At 36.1% G+C, this 18,253-nt stretch carries 16 protein-coding genes; 2 read left to right on the top strand and 14 right to left on the bottom strand.

The genetic code is table 11. From position 1 onward, the window contains the following. The 12 genes from HA632_RS04605 to HA632_RS04550 form a co-directional block, all read right to left on the bottom strand. Entirely contained in the window at positions 1–1,584 is a 1,584-nt protein-coding gene (locus HA632_RS04605; protein WP_176306036.1) for a sensor histidine kinase KdpD, read from the bottom strand. Between the two features lie 64 nt (positions 1,585–1,648). Next, a complete protein-coding gene (gene coaE / locus HA632_RS04600; protein ID WP_176306035.1) occupies positions 1,649–2,239 on the bottom strand; it encodes a dephospho-CoA kinase in 591 nt (196 codons plus the stop codon). Further along, positions 2,236–3,240, bottom strand: coding sequence for a glycosyltransferase family 2 protein (locus HA632_RS04595; RefSeq protein WP_176306034.1), 1,005 nt, complete (start codon positions 3,238–3,240; stop codon positions 2,236–2,238). The genes coaE and HA632_RS04595 overlap by 4 nt, the downstream gene beginning before the upstream one ends. A gap of 87 nt (positions 3,241–3,327) precedes the next feature. Beyond that, entirely contained in the window at positions 3,328–5,964 is a 2,637-nt protein-coding gene (locus tag HA632_RS04590; RefSeq protein ID WP_176306033.1) for a T9SS type A sorting domain-containing protein, read from the bottom strand. A gap of 105 nt (positions 5,965–6,069) precedes the next feature. After that, positions 6,070–7,263: an enoyl-ACP reductase FabV gene (gene fabV, locus HA632_RS04585; RefSeq protein WP_176306032.1), complete on the bottom strand. Its 1,194-nt coding sequence runs from the start codon at positions 7,261–7,263 to the stop codon at positions 6,070–6,072. Between the two features lie 66 nt (positions 7,264–7,329). Continuing rightward, positions 7,330–8,982, bottom strand: a complete 1,653-nt coding sequence (gene recN / locus HA632_RS04580) for a DNA repair protein RecN (RefSeq protein ID WP_176306031.1) — start codon at positions 8,980–8,982, stop codon at positions 7,330–7,332. Between the two features lie 41 nt (positions 8,983–9,023). Next, on the bottom strand, positions 9,024–9,911 hold the full coding sequence (locus tag HA632_RS04575) for a DUF4835 family protein (RefSeq protein WP_176306030.1): 888 nt from the start codon (positions 9,909–9,911) through the stop codon (positions 9,024–9,026). After that, on the bottom strand, positions 9,895–11,112 hold the full coding sequence (gene coaBC, locus HA632_RS04570; protein ID WP_176306029.1) for a bifunctional phosphopantothenoylcysteine decarboxylase/phosphopantothenate--cysteine ligase CoaBC: 1,218 nt from the start codon (positions 11,110–11,112) through the stop codon (positions 9,895–9,897). Before coaBC ends, HA632_RS04575 begins: the two co-directional genes overlap by 17 nt. Positions 11,113–11,117: 5 nt before the next feature. Next, entirely contained in the window at positions 11,118–11,438 is a 321-nt protein-coding gene (locus HA632_RS04565; RefSeq protein ID WP_121313610.1) for a DNA-directed RNA polymerase subunit omega, read from the bottom strand. Between the two features lie 7 nt (positions 11,439–11,445). Further along, a complete protein-coding gene (locus HA632_RS04560) occupies positions 11,446–12,240 on the bottom strand; it encodes an outer membrane protein assembly factor BamD (RefSeq protein WP_176306028.1) in 795 nt (264 codons plus the stop codon). Between the two features lie 109 nt (positions 12,241–12,349). Continuing rightward, positions 12,350–13,234 carry a 4-hydroxy-tetrahydrodipicolinate synthase gene (dapA, locus tag HA632_RS04555; protein WP_176306027.1) on the bottom strand — a complete coding sequence of 295 codons (885 nt, stop codon included), beginning with the start codon at positions 13,232–13,234 and terminating at the stop codon, positions 12,350–12,352. A gap of 1 nt (position 13,235) precedes the next feature. Beyond that, the gene (locus HA632_RS04550; protein WP_176306026.1) at positions 13,236–13,754 is read right to left on the bottom strand and encodes a hypothetical protein; all 519 of its coding nucleotides are present in this window, start codon (positions 13,752–13,754) and stop codon (positions 13,236–13,238) included. A gap of 48 nt (positions 13,755–13,802) precedes the next feature. On the opposite strand from HA632_RS04550, the gene HA632_RS04545 reads away from it, so the two are divergent. Next, complete coding sequence (locus HA632_RS04545; protein WP_176306025.1) at positions 13,803–14,582, top strand: 5'-nucleotidase C-terminal domain-containing protein; 780 nt, start codon at positions 13,803–13,805, stop codon at positions 14,580–14,582. 1 nt (position 14,583) lies between these two features. Further along, positions 14,584–15,498: a bifunctional UDP-sugar hydrolase/5'-nucleotidase gene (locus HA632_RS04540; RefSeq protein WP_176306024.1), complete on the top strand. Its 915-nt coding sequence runs from the start codon at positions 14,584–14,586 to the stop codon at positions 15,496–15,498. Here the strand turns inward: HA632_RS04540 and HA632_RS04535 are convergent. Both HA632_RS04535 and ligA read right to left on the bottom strand, forming a co-directional pair. Then, complete coding sequence (locus HA632_RS04535; protein WP_176306023.1) at positions 15,469–16,167, bottom strand: hypothetical protein; 699 nt, start codon at positions 16,165–16,167, stop codon at positions 15,469–15,471. The two genes, HA632_RS04540 and HA632_RS04535, sit on opposite strands and share 30 nt — an antisense overlap. An 80-nt stretch (positions 16,168–16,247) precedes the next feature. Continuing rightward, complete coding sequence (ligA, locus tag HA632_RS04530) at positions 16,248–18,245, bottom strand: NAD-dependent DNA ligase LigA (protein WP_176306022.1); 1,998 nt, start codon at positions 18,243–18,245, stop codon at positions 16,248–16,250. Positions 18,246–18,253 lie beyond the last annotated feature (8 nt).

Here is an 18,253-nt window from a genome sequence, read left to right as displayed (position 1 = left end):
TTAATTTATGAGTGGGACTTTTATTATAAATGTACTTCCTTTTCCTTTTTCACTTTCTACAAAAATTTGACAATTGTGGTCGTCAAGAATTCGTTTAACATAGGCCAATCCTAATCCGTGACCTTTTACATTATGCAAATCACCGGTATGTTCGCGGTAGAATTTTTCAAATATTCTTTTTTGTGCTGCTTTTGTCATTCCGGCACCTTGATCTTTAATTTTGACAATTACAAACTCCTTCACGTTTTCCGTATATATATCTATAACGGGATTATCGGGAGAATATTTTATTGCATTGTCTAAAATATTAACAAAAACATTGGTAAAGTGAACATCGTTCAGTAAAACCGTTGTTCTTGTGGCGTCAAAATGAGTTGTTATACTTCCGTTTCTATCGTCAATAATCAAATTTACGTGATCGATGGCATCTTCTATAATGCTGTGGATATCATTGGATTCCTTATTGATTTCTAACTCTCTTTTTTCCAATTTAGAGATGCGCAATACATTTTCCACTTGGGCATGCATCCTTTTATTTTCATCCCTAATCATTTGAAGATAACGGTAGATTTTTTCTTTATCTTCAATGACTTTAGGGTTTTTTATCGCATCTAAAGCCAAATTAATGGTGGCAATAGGTGTTTTAAACTCGTGTGTCATGTTATTGATGAAATCGGTTTTGATTTCAGATATCTGACGTTGTTTTATCAATTGGTTTAACGCACTTGAATAGGCGATGATAATAATCAAAGTGAATACAATTGACAATATGCAAATCCCTATCAATTCTGAGAATAAGAATTTCTTTTTCTGTGGAAAAGTAATCAACAATTGGTACTTATTATTACCGTCATTATCAATAAAAACCGGGATAGAATAAGTTGAAGCCTTTTCATATCTGAACCGCTCCGACTTTATTTTGGTCGCTAAACCATTGCTGTAAATGTTGTACTCAAATGGTGTTTTAACACCATACTGATTGAGTTCATCAGACAATAACTTTTGCAACATTTCGTTTTTAACCCTTTCTTGGATTGGTCTCAAAGCGGCGATGTCTTTGTAGAAAATTTCAAATTGCGCATTGTCTAACAATTCGGTTCTGCCTTCTTTTTCAATTTTGATGTCAGGTGATTGCGATTGCTTGATTGATGTATTATCAATATCGTCTGTATAAATCTCAGTTTTTCTCTTGGCTGTATAGTTTTTAATTTCTCTTAAACTATCGATTTTTTTATCAAAGAACGATGATGTAATTCCGTAATCTTCGGATATAATGCTATTAGAATAGATAATGGTTTCATTGGTTCTGGAATCTCTTTGGTAATAACCAAATTCTAAAAAATCACTTTTATCCGGTGCTTTACCGGTGCTGTCTATAACATTATTATATTTTTCATAATACGTATAGGCTTCATTTTTTTGTAATTTTTCGGCAACATTTCCAAGAACTTGTTTGACATGAAACTTGAATTGTTCTTCATTGTTTTCAAATGACTTATCAAACCAATACACTTGAACAAGAATTATACCGATTAAGGATAAACTCATCAAAATGACCAGTAAGCGAAAAAACAATTTATTCATTAAACAAATTTAGTATTTTAACATTTATACAATAAATACATTAACCAAACATTAACATCTCAAGTTAATATTGTTGATTTTTTAATAAATTAAGAATATTATCCACTTGATTCTTAGTATCTTCCACCGAGATATTGTGAATTACAAAATGACTTTTTGCTATTTTTTGTTCTTCAGACCATTGGTTTTTCATTCGGCTTAAAACACTTTCTCGATCTGTTTTATCACGATCGATAACCCGCTGTAATCGAGTCTCAAAAGGCGCGGTAATTGTAATAATACTGTCACAATATTTGTAGCTTCCACTTTCAAATAAAATAGCGGCCTCTTTTATTACAAAAGGAAAATTTTGATGATTTTTCAACCAAATATCGAAGTTTTGTTTAACGATTGGGTGAATAATAGTATTGAGTTTTTGAAGTTTTTCGGGACTGTTAAATACCAGTTGGGCCAATTTTGTCCTGTCAATTTTTTTATCTGAAATGACACTATCACCAAATGCAGTTTCAACCAATTGGACAACTTCTTGCGTTTCCATTATTTTTTTGGCTTCTTCATCAGCAATGTATACAGGAATTCCTTTTGACCTGATATAATTGGCTACCAAAGTTTTTCCACTGCCTATTCCACCGGTTAATCCTATTACTTTTGTCATGATTTTACTTTAAAAAACAACTCAGGAAAAGCCACTTCAGGCTTTTGTTTTTGGAGTTTGATCTTAATATATGATTCTAAAAATCCCCTACCATAACCAAAAAATTGCTTTGTAACTGCAATTACAGATAAGAATCCGATTTCGGGATTTTTAGTTTGCAATGTAGCAAAGACAAAAATCAGGATATAATAAAAAGCATAACACAAAATTGGGAAGGTTACACCCATCAGAAAAAGAAAAATTGAAATTGAAAATCCGAGAATAAAAATGGTTGGGAAGAAAAAAGTCAGCTTACTGTATTCGGGATACCAACTGTCTAAAATGGGCCTTGCTTTACCAAATTTATTGACTTGAACAGAAAACTTATCCCAATCAATTCTTCTTTTATGATAAACAAAAGCTTTGGGAAACAACCTTGTTTCAAAACCCAATTTCCATAATCGTATAGATAAATCAGGATCTTCACCGGGATGTATATTTCCAAATCCGTTTGAGGCTTCAAAGGCTATTTTCGCTATTCCCATATTAAAACTTCTCGGTTGAAATTTATTCAGCTTTTCTGAACCGCCACGGATACCACCGGTCGTTAAGAACGAGGTCATGGCGAAGTTGATGGCTTTTTGGATATTAGAAAAAGAGTCTAAGGCAGCATCAGAGCCACCAAAACAATCAACATAATTCAAAGTTAACTCCTTTTCTACTTCGGTTAAGTATTGTTTTGGAATTATACAATCTGAATCAAAAATGATAAAGTAATCTCCTTTTGCCATACGCATTCCAAAATTTCTGGAATCACCGGGACCGCTATTTTCTTTGAAGTAATAGGAAATATTGAGTTTGTTTCTGAAAGCATCAATTTCCTTATCACAAGGTATGGAGGAACCGTCTTCTACAATTACAATTTCGAAGGGTTTATAATAGTCAGAAAGCACAAGACTTTCTAAGAGCTCTTTGATTTCATCAGGTCTGTTGTAAACCGGAATTACAATTGAAAAATGCATAGCCTAAATTTTAACAAAGATAAGTTTTATAAAAAAGAAAAACCACCTAAAATTTAGGTGGTTTAAACTATCATAAAAGAATAAAATTTACTCTTTAATCACTTTAATGGTTTTAACTTGATTGTTAGCAGTTACTTTTACCATATAAGCACCACTGGCTAAGTTAGACATGTCTACTTGACCTTGATTGGTACCGATAGTATTAGCACTCATTTTTTGACCTAGCAAGTTATACACTTCAACATTTGTGATTGCTTGACTATAAGTCAAATTCAACACGTTCTTAACCGGATTAGGATAGTAAGAGAAACTTGAGCTATCAAAACTTGTACTGGCTAAAGAAGGATCATAAGCTGAAATTCTGAAAGTTCCGGTTTCATCATTACCATAAGAGAATATACGGAAGTATAAGGTCTCACCCACTGTCAATCCAGTTAAATTAAGCAATGAAAAGAAACCAATTCCTGCGTCATCATTACAAGCAATTGAAGTCAATCCTCCCGGACAAGTTCCTGAGAACACTTCTAAACCGGTATCTGTAATAGAATCATCATCGGTTTGTGTTTCAACTGTTAACGTCGCAGAAGGTACTACAACACTGAACCAAACATCTCTACCGTCATAGAAAGAACATGCCGGATCTGGTACATTCGAGTCAGTAGCTCCTAAGTTGGTTCCAACAGCATCATAATCTTCAAACACGTTACCAGCAGTTAAAACAATAGCTCCCGAACATTCGTCGTTAGCCGGAGCCGGAGCAGGTGTTACAGTCAAAACACCACTACCAAAAGTAGCTCCATCCCAGAAGTTACCATTGTATGGAGATGAAGCGTTAATTCCACCATAAACAAACGGACCGCCGTTTAAAGTAAATCTTGTAGCATAGTAATATGTTCCAGGTGCTAAAGTAGTTCCAATCACAGCTTGATACTCGTCGTCATTACCTGCTTCAACATTGAATGTAGCAGGAATCCACGTATTCCATGTATTTGGATTTGAATTCTCTCCTTCCGGACTAATTCCAACCCAAGCAAGTACTCCTGGTGCTTGACCTGAAGTAGTATCCGTTAGACCTGGCTCATAAACTCTTCCGTAAACAGTTGTATTACCACCTTCTGTAATCGTAGCGGTTGGTGGCCATTGTAAGTTAGCATAATCAACAGTATCGGTTGGTTGAGCTTCAGTTGTAAAACTCCAAACTGAACACCCGATCGCCTGACCGGCTGCATTTCTGGCAATAACTTGCCAATAGATTGTAAAACTGTATTGTCCAACAGGTCCAACAGCAGGAATTGTAGTAGCAGTAAAGTTTCCTCCAAATATTAAATTATTTGCAGCTGTTCCCGTATAAACATCGTATGAAGTTGCAGGATCACCGGTTGTAGGTGCTGTCCATGATAAATCAAAAGTTGCAAAAGCAGGAACGGTAGTACTTCCATTTGCAGGAACCGGATTCGAGGCACAACCCGGAAGAACAGCAGCTGTAGAACAAACAATTCTTCTTTCTCTTGATACATTTTCTGTTCCGCAAGTTGAATTGGTATGAATATAAAATCTTACTATGCCATTGGCGGTCGGTGTATAAACTACACTTCCCGTTCCCACAGCATAACCAGTTAATCCATCTGCAGAGGAAATTGTTATATAATCGGTAGCAATAGAAGTTGAAAAAGTATAGGTATTACCTGAAAACACTTGAACATTTGAATATTCTCCTGCCCATGCATCATCGATAGGCACATTGACAGTAGTACCATCACAAGTATCAACTGTTAATGTTTCTCCTGGGTATAAATTTGCGTTCAAACACAAAACGCCACAGATTACATTGGTTGTTCTTATGGCGTCTTGAGTTCCACAAGCCGGATTAGTATTGATATGCACTCTAATAGTTCCGGTAACTGTTGAAACCCAAGTAAGTGGTTGTGTTCCAAAAGCAGCAGCGGAAGCACCATTATCAGTACTAATAGTAAAATAATCGGTAGCTACTGAACTGGTAAACTTATATGTTTGCCCATTAGTTACTGCTACATTAAAATAATCCCCTGCCCATGATTCATCAGACACTTGATTAGGTGTTAAACCATCACATGTAGACGGAGTAAAAACTCCGGAAGGAAAGTTAAATCCGGTCAAACAAGGTGGTGGTATCGATTGTATAACCGGTGAGTCAAAACAAAAACCCCAGTTCCAAGAACCACCTGCCGGATTATCATCATAAGCAATACGATATCTGAATCCAGACAACTGAGTTGGGGTAAAAGACGCTATGTTAAGGATGGTTGTTGTATAGTTTGTCTTTGGAATGCTACAAAAGTTATCGGTAACAATAGTGTTATTACCGGGTATATTTCCTCCCCAAGCAACCCATGTTGCCGTATCTGCATTCCAATATTCAAAACGTAAAACATCAGGAGCTAAATATCTATAGCCGTACTGAACATCTACTTTCAACAAAGTTTCCCCTGCAGTAAATGCAGGTGTTAAATTAATTATCGGTGACTCAGCTGATATATTATCCGCGCTGGGATTACCGGCATCATCGTCATCAAAAGCAAAATTTGCAGTAGTTGTAGGATTAGCTTCAAATGCTAAAGCTGAATTGTTGTAAGTTCCTGTAACTGTCCAAGCAGGGTTAGGCCAACCGGCATTTTGGTTCAGTACTTGGGCGTTTATTTGCCAGACCGAAAATAAGGCAAATAACAATAAGTAATGTTTTTTCATTTGTTAAAGATTAAAAGTTAATTGTCTATAAAGATATATTAAATTAAAAAAACCCACAAATATTTGTGAGTTTTTATATCTTTTCGTCAAAATAATTAACACATTTTAATTAACAATACTTGGAATCTGAGTCATCTCATTTGCCTCAGCAGCATAATCAACGCCGTCAAATCCGAAGCCAAATAAATTTAAAAAGTCTTGTTTATAGCCGGCCAAATCTCCAATTTCCGATAAATTTTCTGTAGTAGCCGTTGCCCACAATGCCTTTACTCTTTCTTGAATGTCTTCTCGCATTTCCCAGTCATCAATTCTGATTCTACCTTTATCATCGGTAGGAACTGCAGCGTTTGTATAAAGTCTGTCTGCAAAAAGTCTTTGAATTTGCTCAATACAACCTTCATGAACTCCTTCTGCTTTCATTATTTTATACAATAAAGAAATATAAAGCGGAATAACCGGAATAGCCGAACTTGCTTGTGTAACCAAAGCTTTATTTACAGAAACATAAGCTTTTCCGCCCAAAGATTTTAAACTGTCTGTAATTTCAAAGGCCGTGGCTTCTAAGTGGTCTTTGGCCCTACCAATTGTTCCTTTTCTGTAAACCGCTTCAGTCACTTCCGGTCCGATATAAGAATAAGCAATAGTTGTGGCTCCTTCTGCTAAAACACCTGCATTTTTTAAGGCTTCCATCCACATCGACCAATCTTCTCCACCCATAACAACAACAGTGTTGTCGATATCATCTTGATTGGCGGGTTCAATTGAAACTTGAGTTACATTACCCGTATGAAAATCAACTGTTTTGTTGGTGAACGTACTGCCAATAGGTTTTAAAACCGAACGATGCAAAACACCGGTAACCGGATGCATGCGAACCGGTGAAGCCAAACTGTAAATTACCATATCTACTTGGCCCAAATCGGCTTTGATTAAGTCAATTGTTGCTTGTTTTACTTCATTTGAAAAAGCGTCGCCGTTAATACTTTTGGCATACAAACCGGCTTTTTGGGCTTCTTGTTCAAACGCAGCTGAATTGTACCAACCCGGAGTAGCGGTTTTTCCTTCAGCAGGTTCTTTTTCAAAGAAAACACCAATCGTCGCGGCATTAGAACCAAAGGCTGCTGTAATTCTTGACGCCAAACCAAAACCGGTTGAAGCACCAATTACCAATACTTTTTTAGCTCCCTCAATCGATCCTTTAGATTTTACATAACTAATTTGATTTTTAACGCTTTGAGCACATCCATCAGGATGAGCCGTTAAACAAATAAACCCGCGCATTCTTGGTTCTATAATCATATTCTGTGAAATTAAGTTGTCTGTATATTAAAATTAAAGTGGTACAAAAATAATAAATTAAAACGGTTAGTTCAGTAATGCCTTGGCATGATTCAGTGCAGAATCTGAAATATCTTTGCCCGAAAGCATCTCGGCAATCTCAATAATTCGCTCCTCATTGGTTAACAATTTCAATTCAGAAACTGTATTCTCACCCAAAACAGTTTTGAAAACCTTATAGTGTGTATTGCCTTTAGCCGCAATTTGTGGCAAATGCGTAATCGCGAATACTTGCATTGATTGACTCATCTCACGCATAATCTCTCCCATTTTATTAGCAATCTCGCCCGAAACTCCTGTGTCTATTTCGTCAAAAATAATCGTCGGCAATTTGGAATATTGAGATAAAATAGATTTTACTGCCAACATGATTCGGGACATTTCACCGCCGGAAGCCACTTTTTTCAGCAATCCAAAATCGGTTCCTTTATTGGCGGAAAACAAGAACTGCAGACTGTCTTTTCCGTTGTTATAATAGGTTGACGATGGCGTTATATCAATCTTGAATCGAACATTGGGCATGCCTAATAAATTCAGAATGTCGATTAGTTTTTGACTAAGATTCGGAATGGCTTCACTCCTACTTTGTGATATTTTTACCGCCAAAGCATCCAATTGAATTTCAAAATCATTGAGACTTTTTTCCAATTTCACAATTTCCTCTTCCAAAGTCACTACAGAAACCACTTTAGTTTCCAATTCATTTTGAATGTCAATCAATTCCTCAACCGTTTGTACTTGGTGTTTCTTTTGCAAACCGTAAATGAGTTGCAGTTTTTGGTTGAGGAGTTCTAATTTTTCAGGATCATTAAAAACCAAGTCCGATTCGCGATTCAGTTCTTTGACTATGTCATCAAACTCAATCAGGACTGAATTGGCGCGTTCGAAAAGCGATTCGTATTCGGTTGAGAAACCGGCATTTTTTTGCAATATCGATTTAAACTCCTTAAGGTTTTTCAACAAACCAAATTGGTCCTCATTGGCCAAAGTTAAAAGCGTTGAAAGATTTTCCTTGATAAATTCAACATTGTTCAGCGCTTCATAAGTCTTTTCCAATTCTTCCAGTTCTCCGGGTTTTAAGTTGGCCGAATGCAATTCGTTAAATAAAAACTCGTTATAATCTTTCTCTTTTAGAATGGCTGATAAACTGCTTTTTTTAGTCTCCAAAGTTGTCTTAGCCGAACGATATTGTTTGAGAACAAACGCATATTCTATCCGGAATTGCTGATTATCTGCAATGGCATCAATGATTTTAAACTGGTATTCTTCTTCCGACAACTCTAAGGTTTGGTGTTGCGAATGCACATCGATTAAGTAGAAACTCAAGTCTTGTAACTGTTGCAAGTTCACCGGACTGTCATTGACAAAAGCCCTTGATTTTCCTGAAGGTAAAATTTCCCTCCTAATGATGGTTTCCTCTTCATAATCTAAATCATTGGCGTCGAAGAAAGCTTGTAAATCGTATTTTGCGAGGGCAAAATTGGCTTCAACAATACATTTCTCTTCCTTATTTTTAAGAGAAGTCAAATCGGCTCTTTTGCCGAGCACCAATCCCAAAGCGCCGAGAAGTATTGATTTTCCGGCTCCTGTTTCCCCGGTAATAATTGAAAAACCCTTAGAAAAATCAATGTTCAATTTTTCAATTAAGGCAAAATTTTCAATCGAAAGCGAAGTAATCATGGGCGAAAAATGAAGTAAAGTTTAAGTAGTAAATATACTAATTACAACTTGATAGTTGCCCATTTAGTTGAATTGAGCGGTGAAATTTTATTCAAAGTTTCGATAGTGCTTGATATTGAAACTTTAGGGCCGCCGGAAAGTATGGAGACAATTTCATCACCTTTGGCATCAAAAAACACCCTGGTCAAAAAAGCATTGGAACGCACTTTGTAAATTCCGCTTAAAGTAGAGATGGATTCCAAAATTTTCTCTTTAGAAGCTTTCAAATCTTTGGTCATATTATCCAAACCTTCTCTGTGGTATTGGTACATCGCATCTCTGAAAGCATCATAAGTTCCGGAAAGCATATCGTTAACCAAAAAGAACCGATTCTGATTGCCATCGGCTTGGCTCCAACCTTTATAACCGCTTTGTTGGGCTACAGTTAATATTTGTTGGGCCACATCAAACCAAGGTTTTCCGCCATAAAGCGTATATGTATCCGCATCAAAACCAAGGATCATATAGCTGTAAAAAGCCAAAACAGACACCAAATTGGAGTCAAAATTCGACGGATTAAAAAGCAAATTTTCAAACTCTACATAGCGAAAAGAAAAATCCTTGTCGTTGTAATTAAAAACCGGTGAAGAATAAGTTGAATTAAAGATTGGTCGGGAAGATTCTACTTGAATTGTAGCCGAAAATTGGTTGGAATCATAAGTATTTAAGATAATAACCATAGAGCAGTTAATCTTTTCATTTTGCTTGAAGCTTTCCCCAGTCCAATCTGTCTTATTGACGAACTCACTGATAGATTTCTCTAAATTTTTAAAAATCTGATTGTTGGTACTGGCTATTTTATCTGAATTGACTTGAACAGAACAATTCAATTGTTGCGCTTGGGTTACGCCAACCAAAAACAATAAAAGAAAACTAGCTATTTTTTTCATAATGTGTTATTACTTTAGTCATGATATCATCCGCTACTGCTTCTTTTGATTTTAATGGCATGGGTTCAATCACAAAATCCTTGCCAATAAATGTTACTTTATTTGTAGAAGTTGCGAAACCGGCACCTTTATCTTGTAGCGAATTTAAAACAATCAAATCTAAGTTTTTTTTCTGAATTTTCAGCTTCGCATTTTCAATTTCATTTTCGGTTTCCAAAGCAAAGCCAATTAAATATTGCTTTTGTTTGATTTGACCCAAAGACGCCAATATATCTTTGGTCTTTTCTAATTCGATGGTAAAAGCTACTTCTGTTTTTTTAATCTTTTGGTCAGCCACAACTTTGGGTCTATAATCCGCCACAGCTGCGGCACAAATAGCTACATCAATACCATTAAAATATTGATGACAAGCCTCATACATCTCTTGAGCTGAAGTTACTCTTACCAAATTAACTTTAGAATCTTGTATCGTCAAATCGGTTGGCCCCGAAATCAAAATTACTTCTGCGCCTAGTTTGGTTGCACTTTTGGCAATATCAAAGCCCATTTTTCCGGAAGAATGATTTCCAATAAACCGAACCGGATCAATAGCTTCGTAAGTTGGACCTGCTGTAATCATGATTTTTTTTCCTCTCAATGGCAATTGACTTTCTAAATCATTTTCTAGAAAGGCAATAATATTTTCTGGTTCAGCCATTCGGCCTTCACCGGATAAACCACTCGCCAATTCACCACTTTCAGCCGGAATCATGATGTTGCCAAATTGTTTCAACAAATTAAAACTCGAAAGCGTTGAAGGATGTTTGTACATGTCCAAATCCATAGCCGGAGCAAAATAAACCGGGCATTTGGCCGATAAATAAGTAGCTATTAATAAGTTGTCGCAATTGCCATTCGCCATTTTGGAAAGCGTATTGGCAGTTGCCGGAGCAATCAGCATCAAATCGGCCCAAAGACCTAACTCAACATGGTTGTTCCATTGGGCATTGTCATCTTCTTCATTGTAAAAAGTGGAATGAACAGGATTTTTGGAAAGTGTGGAAAGTGTTAACGGTGTTACAAAATCCTTAGAAGCCGGTGTCATGACCACTTGGACATCAGCACCGGCTTTTATAAATAATCTGACTAATGTGGCTGTCTTGTAGGCGGCAATTCCTCCCGAAACGCCGAGTAAAATCTTTTTACCGCTTAAAACAGACATCTGAATTAGTCTTTTGTAGTATCTCTGTAGTAAATTTTGTCATCAAGCCATTCTTGAACAGCCAATGCGTGTGGTTTTGGTAACTTCTCGTAGTATTTAGAAACTTCGATTTGTTCTTTGTTCTCAAAGATTTCTTCCAAACTATCGTTATAAGTGGCAAACTCTTCTAATTTCTCTGTCAATTCTTTTTTGATTTCAGAGTTGATTTGGTTTGCTCTTTTAGCCATTATCGTTATTGCCTCGTAAACATTGCCGGTACGCTCTTCAATTACAGTTTTGTTGTAAGTGATTGTGTTAACCGGTGCATTCGTCTTTTTTAAATCCATGACTTTTTTATTTAGTAAATTGTTTTAAATCTGTATCAATTCTAGCCAACATTTCGTCGGCTTTTGCTTTGTATTTTGTATCAGCTTTGTGCTTAATTAATCCGGCATAAGCTGCTTTGGCCTCTTTCAAACGTTCTTCCATTTTAGACGGCACACTGTTGATGGCTAGATTGTAAGCCGAATCCAACTTGTAAAACAAAGCATCTTCTTTGTAAGGTGTACCCGGATAATTAATAATAAAATTATCAAAAGCAACTATGGCCGCTTTGTAATTAGAAATAGTATTGTAGATTTTGGCATTTTCGTAGGCCTTTTTCTCTAATTTCTCTCTCAATGCTTTGGCTATAGCATTGGCATCTGCCAAATACTGTGATTCAGGATAAACGTCTATAAAATTTTGCAGTTTTTCAATCGCTTTATAAGTATCAACCTGGTCTAAACTGTAAACCGGAGACAATTTTGAAAAACATTTAGCACCTAAAAACAAAGCTTCTTCAATTTTTTCACTCTTGGGATAACTTGAAGCAAAACTTTCAAATTGATAACCCGCTAAATAAAATTGATTGGTTTTATAAAGTGATTGTGAATACATGTAAAACATTTTCTCTGCTTGCGGTTTGCCTTTGTAGGCCGGAGCAATTTGTTCAAAAAGTCTTATCGCTTTACCGTATTTTTTGGCATCATACATTTTGGTTGCCATATCAAACTTGACAGCAATATCTTCCGATTTTAATGCTTTTTGGTATTCGCTACACGACGAAAAAAATACTATGAATGCAAATAGGGCTAAAAATTTCTTCATTATAATGTTTAATGTTGCTGATTTTAAAGACATTTTGTGATTAAAAAAGCAACTGCAAATTTAGTTATTAATTGTTTACTACAAAATATTTTTTTCGACTGTGAAAAAACTACATTTTTGAAATTTTATTGGTAAAATCATGCAAGCGTTTGGCTAAGTTTTCATCGACGTTTACCAAGGGCAAGCGAACGGTATTCTCTGATAAGCCCAATGATTTGAAGACTTCTTTAATTCCGGCCGGATTACCTTGTTCAAAAATCATGTCAATTGAATCGGCCAAAAGGTAATGCAATTTATAGGCTTCCTCTACTCTTCTGTTCAAACCTAAATGCACCATTTCTGAAAATTGCTTTGGAAAACCTTCTGCAATTACCGAAATAACACCCGAACCTCCGGCTAAAACCATTGGCAACGTAATCATATCATCTCCTGAAATCACTAAGAAATCTTTTGGCTTGCCCTGAATCAATTTCATAGCTTGAACAATATCACCTGCCGCTTCTTTTACAGCCACTACATTTTTAAAATCATTGGCCAAACGAATAATCGTTGACGGCAACATATTGCTCGCCGTTCTTCCTGGTACATTATACAAAATAATCGGAAGCGGAGACGCTTCAGCAATCGCTTTGAAATGTTGGTAAATGCCTTCTTGTGTTGGTTTGTTGTAATAAGGAGAAACCGAAAGTATGGCCACAAAATCGGAAAAATCTCTCGATTTTAATTCGGCTACTACTTCCTGAGTATTGTTGCTTCCAACCCCTAAAATCAAAGGCAATCGTCCCTTATTGGCTTCTACAATTGTCTTTATTACCAATTCCTTTTCGTCTTTAGACAAAGTAGCGGTTTCAGCTGTGGTTCCCAGAACGACTAAATAGTCAATTCCGTTATCCACTTGGAAGTTAACAATCGCTTTGAGCGCCTCAACATCTACAGAGAAATCTTTTTTAAATGGGGTAACAAGGGCAACTCCGGTGCCAATTAGTGATTGCATTTTAAATTTTGTTTAGAATTTTTAAATATTTGAACAGTTCGTCCATAAAGACTTTGTAATTTTCTGCATTGGTATTAATCATAAAATGATTAAGCCTTTTATCGATGGAAGCAAAACCTACTTTAAAGCCGGCTTTTGACTGATGTGAAACCAACAAAAGAGCCACTTTTTCGGTATCGTAATAATTGATTAACAAATCAAACGGCTCAGTAATAAAATCTTTAACTTCTTTTTTATCCACAGTACCGTGCCAACTCAAATCCTTGTGGCTGAAAGTAGGATAATCAAAAACTTCATTCTTTTTAATTTTGTTTTTGAAAACCAGCACTTTAATGTCATTTTCGGCAATTCCGTTCTTAATTAGTTCTTGAACTAAAGCTTCTCTTTCGTAAAAGTAAGTTTCATCGAATACAATCCCGACAGTTTTAATTACGCCATCAGAAGCCAAATGTTTAACATTTGATAAACTATTCTTAACTATTTTTTTTGTTGAAAAATCCTTTAAGTAATTTAAAAACATACTACTTTTACTTGAAATACAAAATTACTAAAATTAGCGCCAAAAGCGATGGTAAAACTAAAAAACTATAACGTTGTATTAAAACTTTTTGTTTTATTATTAACATTTACAAGCCTTATTTCCTGTGCGGAAAAAAAATACCACATCACCCGTATTGAAGGTAAAGAAATTGCGGTCACAGACAAGAATTCGGAAGTCGCTGAAATTGAAAACTTTATCAAACCATATCGCGACAATATCGACAAAGACTTGAGTTTAGTATTGGCCAAAGCTCCGGAAACCATTGACAAATCGGGCGAATGGCAAACGCCTATGGGTAATTTTTTATCCGATATTACTTTTGATAAATCAAATCGCATTTTTCAGCTTAGAGAGAAAAAATCAATAGACATTTGTTTGCTCAATCATGGCGGAATCCGAACAATTATTTCCAAAGGTGATGTAACTGCGAGAAATGCTTTTGAAATTATGCCTTTTGAAAACAGTGCGATTGTAGTTGGTTTAAAGGGAGAACAAATCCTGGAAATCGCCAACTATATTATTTCCGAAAAAAAGCCTCATCCGTTAAAAGGGTTGACTTTCACTATTGGCAAAGACAATCAACCTAAAAACATAGCCGTCAACGGTAAAGCTTTGGAAAACGATAAAATCTATTATGTCGTGACTTCTGATTATTTGGTCAATGGTGGTGACAACATGCTTTTCTTTAAAAAAAGTATTGAAAAATATGACTTAGACTATAAACTTAGAAACATCATTATTGATTATTTCAAAGCCAACCAAACGATAATAGCCAATAAAGACATCAGAATCAACAAAGAATTGTAAGATGAAAAGAAGAGAATTTATCCAAAAAACTGCGGCTAGTTCGACCTTATTAGGACTTGGCGGACTTTCATTGAGTAGTTTCAAAACTTTGAGTACCAAACATCTTACGGTGCTTCATACGAACGATGTTCACAGTTATATTGATCCTTTTCCGGCCAATCATCCGAAAAACCCAAATTTAGGAGGCGTGGCTAGAAGAGCGGCTTTGATTGAAAGCATACGTAAAGAAAATCCCAATGTATTATTGCTGGATGCCGGAGACATTTTTCAAGGAACACCGTATTTTAACTATTATGGTGGTGAATTGGAATTCAAATTAATGAGCATGATGAAATATGATTTGGCAACCATTGGAAATCACGATTTTGACAATGGAATTGAGGGTTTGTATGCCCAATTACCACATGCCAATTTTGAATTTGTTTCGGCCAATTACGATTTTAAAAACACAGTGATGCATGGCCATGTGAAACCTTATAAAGTGCTAGATAAAGACGGAATAAAGGTTGGTGTTTTCGGACTTGGCGTAGGTCTAGACGGCTTGGTGGATAAAAAAAACTACAAGGAAACCGTTTACAATGATCCATTAGCAGTGGCACAGGATATGGCGCGCATCTTAAAACTCGAAAAAAAATGTGATTTGGTCATTTGTCTTTCCCACATTGGTTACAAATACAAAGACGAACCGGAGAAAATTTGCGATACCAAACTTGCAACTTTAACCAAAGACATCGACTTAATCATAGGCGGGCACACCCACACTTTCTTAGACAAACCTACGGTTCTTAAGAATGTAGAAGGCAAAGATGTTTTAGTGAACCAAGTAGGCTGTTACGGGATTAACTTAGGCAGAATCGATTTCTATTTTGACGATGACAAATCTCTGTCAACTAGCGGAAAATCCATCTTGGTTTGATTTTTCGGCAATTACCACATATTTGTAAAGAGAAAAGAAAGCCAGCGTATTAAAAGTCATGGCTAATGGTCTGAACAGTTTTTGAAACTCGTTAACCAAAAAGTACTTTTCTATAAAGACCGTAAACTGCAACATTACAAACAGCAACACTGATATCAATAGCACAGAGTTTTGCTTGTTATCATTCATGACATAGCTTGAAAGCGCAATGCCGGCAAATATGGCGATGAGTATATTTTGAAAAATTAAGAAGTAAAAACTATTGGCCGGAATTTCATTGGTTTCTATAAATAAATAGAAAAAAATCAACAGAAAAGGCGTCGTGGCTATAATCAGTGGAATATAATCTTTTACTTTTTGCAGCGTAAAAATAAGATAAATGACTACAATCCTATGAACTGTAAAGACAATTAAGGCGTAATAAAGATAAATTGGCGTATCGGGTATAAAGAAAATATTAACCACCATAGAAAGCAACAAAGCAATGACAAATATTGGGTTTTTATGGTCTGAATGAATCAAGTAGATTACGGCCAACATTAATGGAATTAATGGTTTCAGAGAGCAAATAAAAGGTGTATAGACAAAGTATTCTGAAACAATTTCAAAAAAAGCTATGACAAAATAGCTAAAGGTCAGTGATTTTAATATGTTATCTTTTTTAAACATGAAAATCATTTAGAAATATTAAAATTAAGACAAAATACTAATAAATGATTAAATCACTTAAAAATTAATCTTTACCCTTGCTAAGAAATCATTGCTAAAAAGTCATCTTCTGATATAATTGGGACTTTTAGTTGGTTCGCCTTTTCCAATTTGGCCGGACCCATATTATCACCGGCGACCACAAAATCAGTCTTGGCCGAAATGGAACTGCCTACTTTTCCGCCGTTATCTTCAATGGCTTTTTTCAAATCGTCACGGGAAAATTTTTCAAAGACACCGGACACTACAAAGGTTTTGCCAGCTAATTTATCGGTAGCATTGGGATTGTGCTTTTCTATGAGTTCCATTTGAACGCCAAATTGCTTCAACCGTTCAATGATGCGGACATTTTCTTCATTTTCAAAAAACTCAATAACACTTTGGGCAATCTTCTCTCCTATTTCATCTACCAAAATCAAATCGAGTAAAGAAGCATTTTGAAGCGCATCAATAGTTTTGTAATGTTTGGCTAATTTCTTGGCCACGGTTTCTCCAACATAGCGAATTCCGATAGCATACAAAACCCTTTCAAAAGGCACTTCTTTAGATTTTTGAACACCATTGACTAAGTTCTCTGCCGATTTTTGAGCCATTCTGTCTAAAGGTAAAATTTGCTCAACGGTGAGTTCGTACAAATCGGCGTAATCTTTTACCAAACCATTGTTGTACAATAAAGCTACTGTTTCTCCTCCCAAACCTTCAATGTCCATAGCTTTGCGCGAAATGTAGTGTTGAATTCTACCAATAATTTGTGGTGGACAACCATAAAAATTCGGGCAATAATGATTGGCTTCGCCTTCAGTTCTGACCAGTTCCGAATGGCATTCTGGACAATGAGAGATATACAGTGTTGCTTCAGAACTTTGATTTCTTTTCGTCAAATCGACCCCAATAATCTTGGGGATAATTTCGCCTCCTTTTTCCACAAAAACGGTATCGCCAATGCGAATGTCTAATTTTTCTATTTGATCAGCATTGTGCAAAGAAGCTCTTTTGACTATAGTTCCGGCCAATTGCACCGGTTCCAAATTGGCCACAGGTGTAATCGAACCGGTACGTCCAACTTGATACGAAATCGAATTTAATTTAGTAGAAACTTGTTCGGCCTTAAACTTATAAGCCATTGCCCAACGCGGAGATTTCGCAGTATAGCCTAATTCATCTTGATGTTGAAAACTATTCACCTTAATTACAACGCCATCGGTTTCATAAGGTAAGTTATGTCGGTGTTCATCCCAATAATTAATATATTCGAATACTTCTTCTAAACTATTGGCTAACCGTGCTTCTTTTGGAACTTTGAAGCCCCAATTCCGTGCGGCCTCCAAACCTTCAAATTGGGTTTTGATGTTGAGATTATTGCCCACAATAAAGTACAACAAACATTCTAAAGGTCTTTTGGCCACTTCGCTGCTGTCTTGCAACTTTAGACTTCCGGACGCCGTATTTCTAGGGTTAGAATAAGGTGTTTCCCCAATTTCAATCAGTTCCTGATTCATTTTTTCGAAACCTTCAAAAGGCAGAATAATTTCGCCGCGAATGTCGAATCGGTCAGGATAACTTCCTTTTAATTTAAGCGGAATCGATTTTATGGTTTTGATATTATTGGTCACATCATCGCCTTGAAAACCATCACCTCGAGTTACGGCTCGTTTGAGTTTGCCATTTTCATATGTAATGGAAATCGAAGCACCGTCGTATTTTAATTCGCAAGTGTATTGCAAGGGTACATTGCCTAAAACTTTCTGGATTCGGGTTTCCCAATCGATTAAATCTTCTGTAGAATAGGAATTGTCCAACGAATACATGCGGTAATCGTGTACTACCGTTTGGAAATTTTTGGTAATCGTTCCGCCAACACGTTGTGTTGGAGAGTTTTCATCGAAGTATTCCGGGTGTTGATTCTCGAGTTCCTGGAGTTGTTTTAGTTTTTGATCAAATTCAAAGTCGGAAATGGTTGGTTTGTCCAACACATAATAATTGTGGTTGTGTTGGTTGAGTTCGTCACGTAAATCCTGAATGATTTTGGGAATATCCATAAAAAGAA

It is taken from the genome of Flavobacterium sp. J49, assembly GCF_011742145.1.
In the GTDB taxonomy this organism is placed as follows: Bacteria; Bacteroidota; Bacteroidia; order Flavobacteriales; family Flavobacteriaceae; genus Flavobacterium.
The sequence above is the reverse complement of the archived record's forward strand: the minus strand, read 5'-3'. Positions and strand labels throughout refer to the sequence as shown.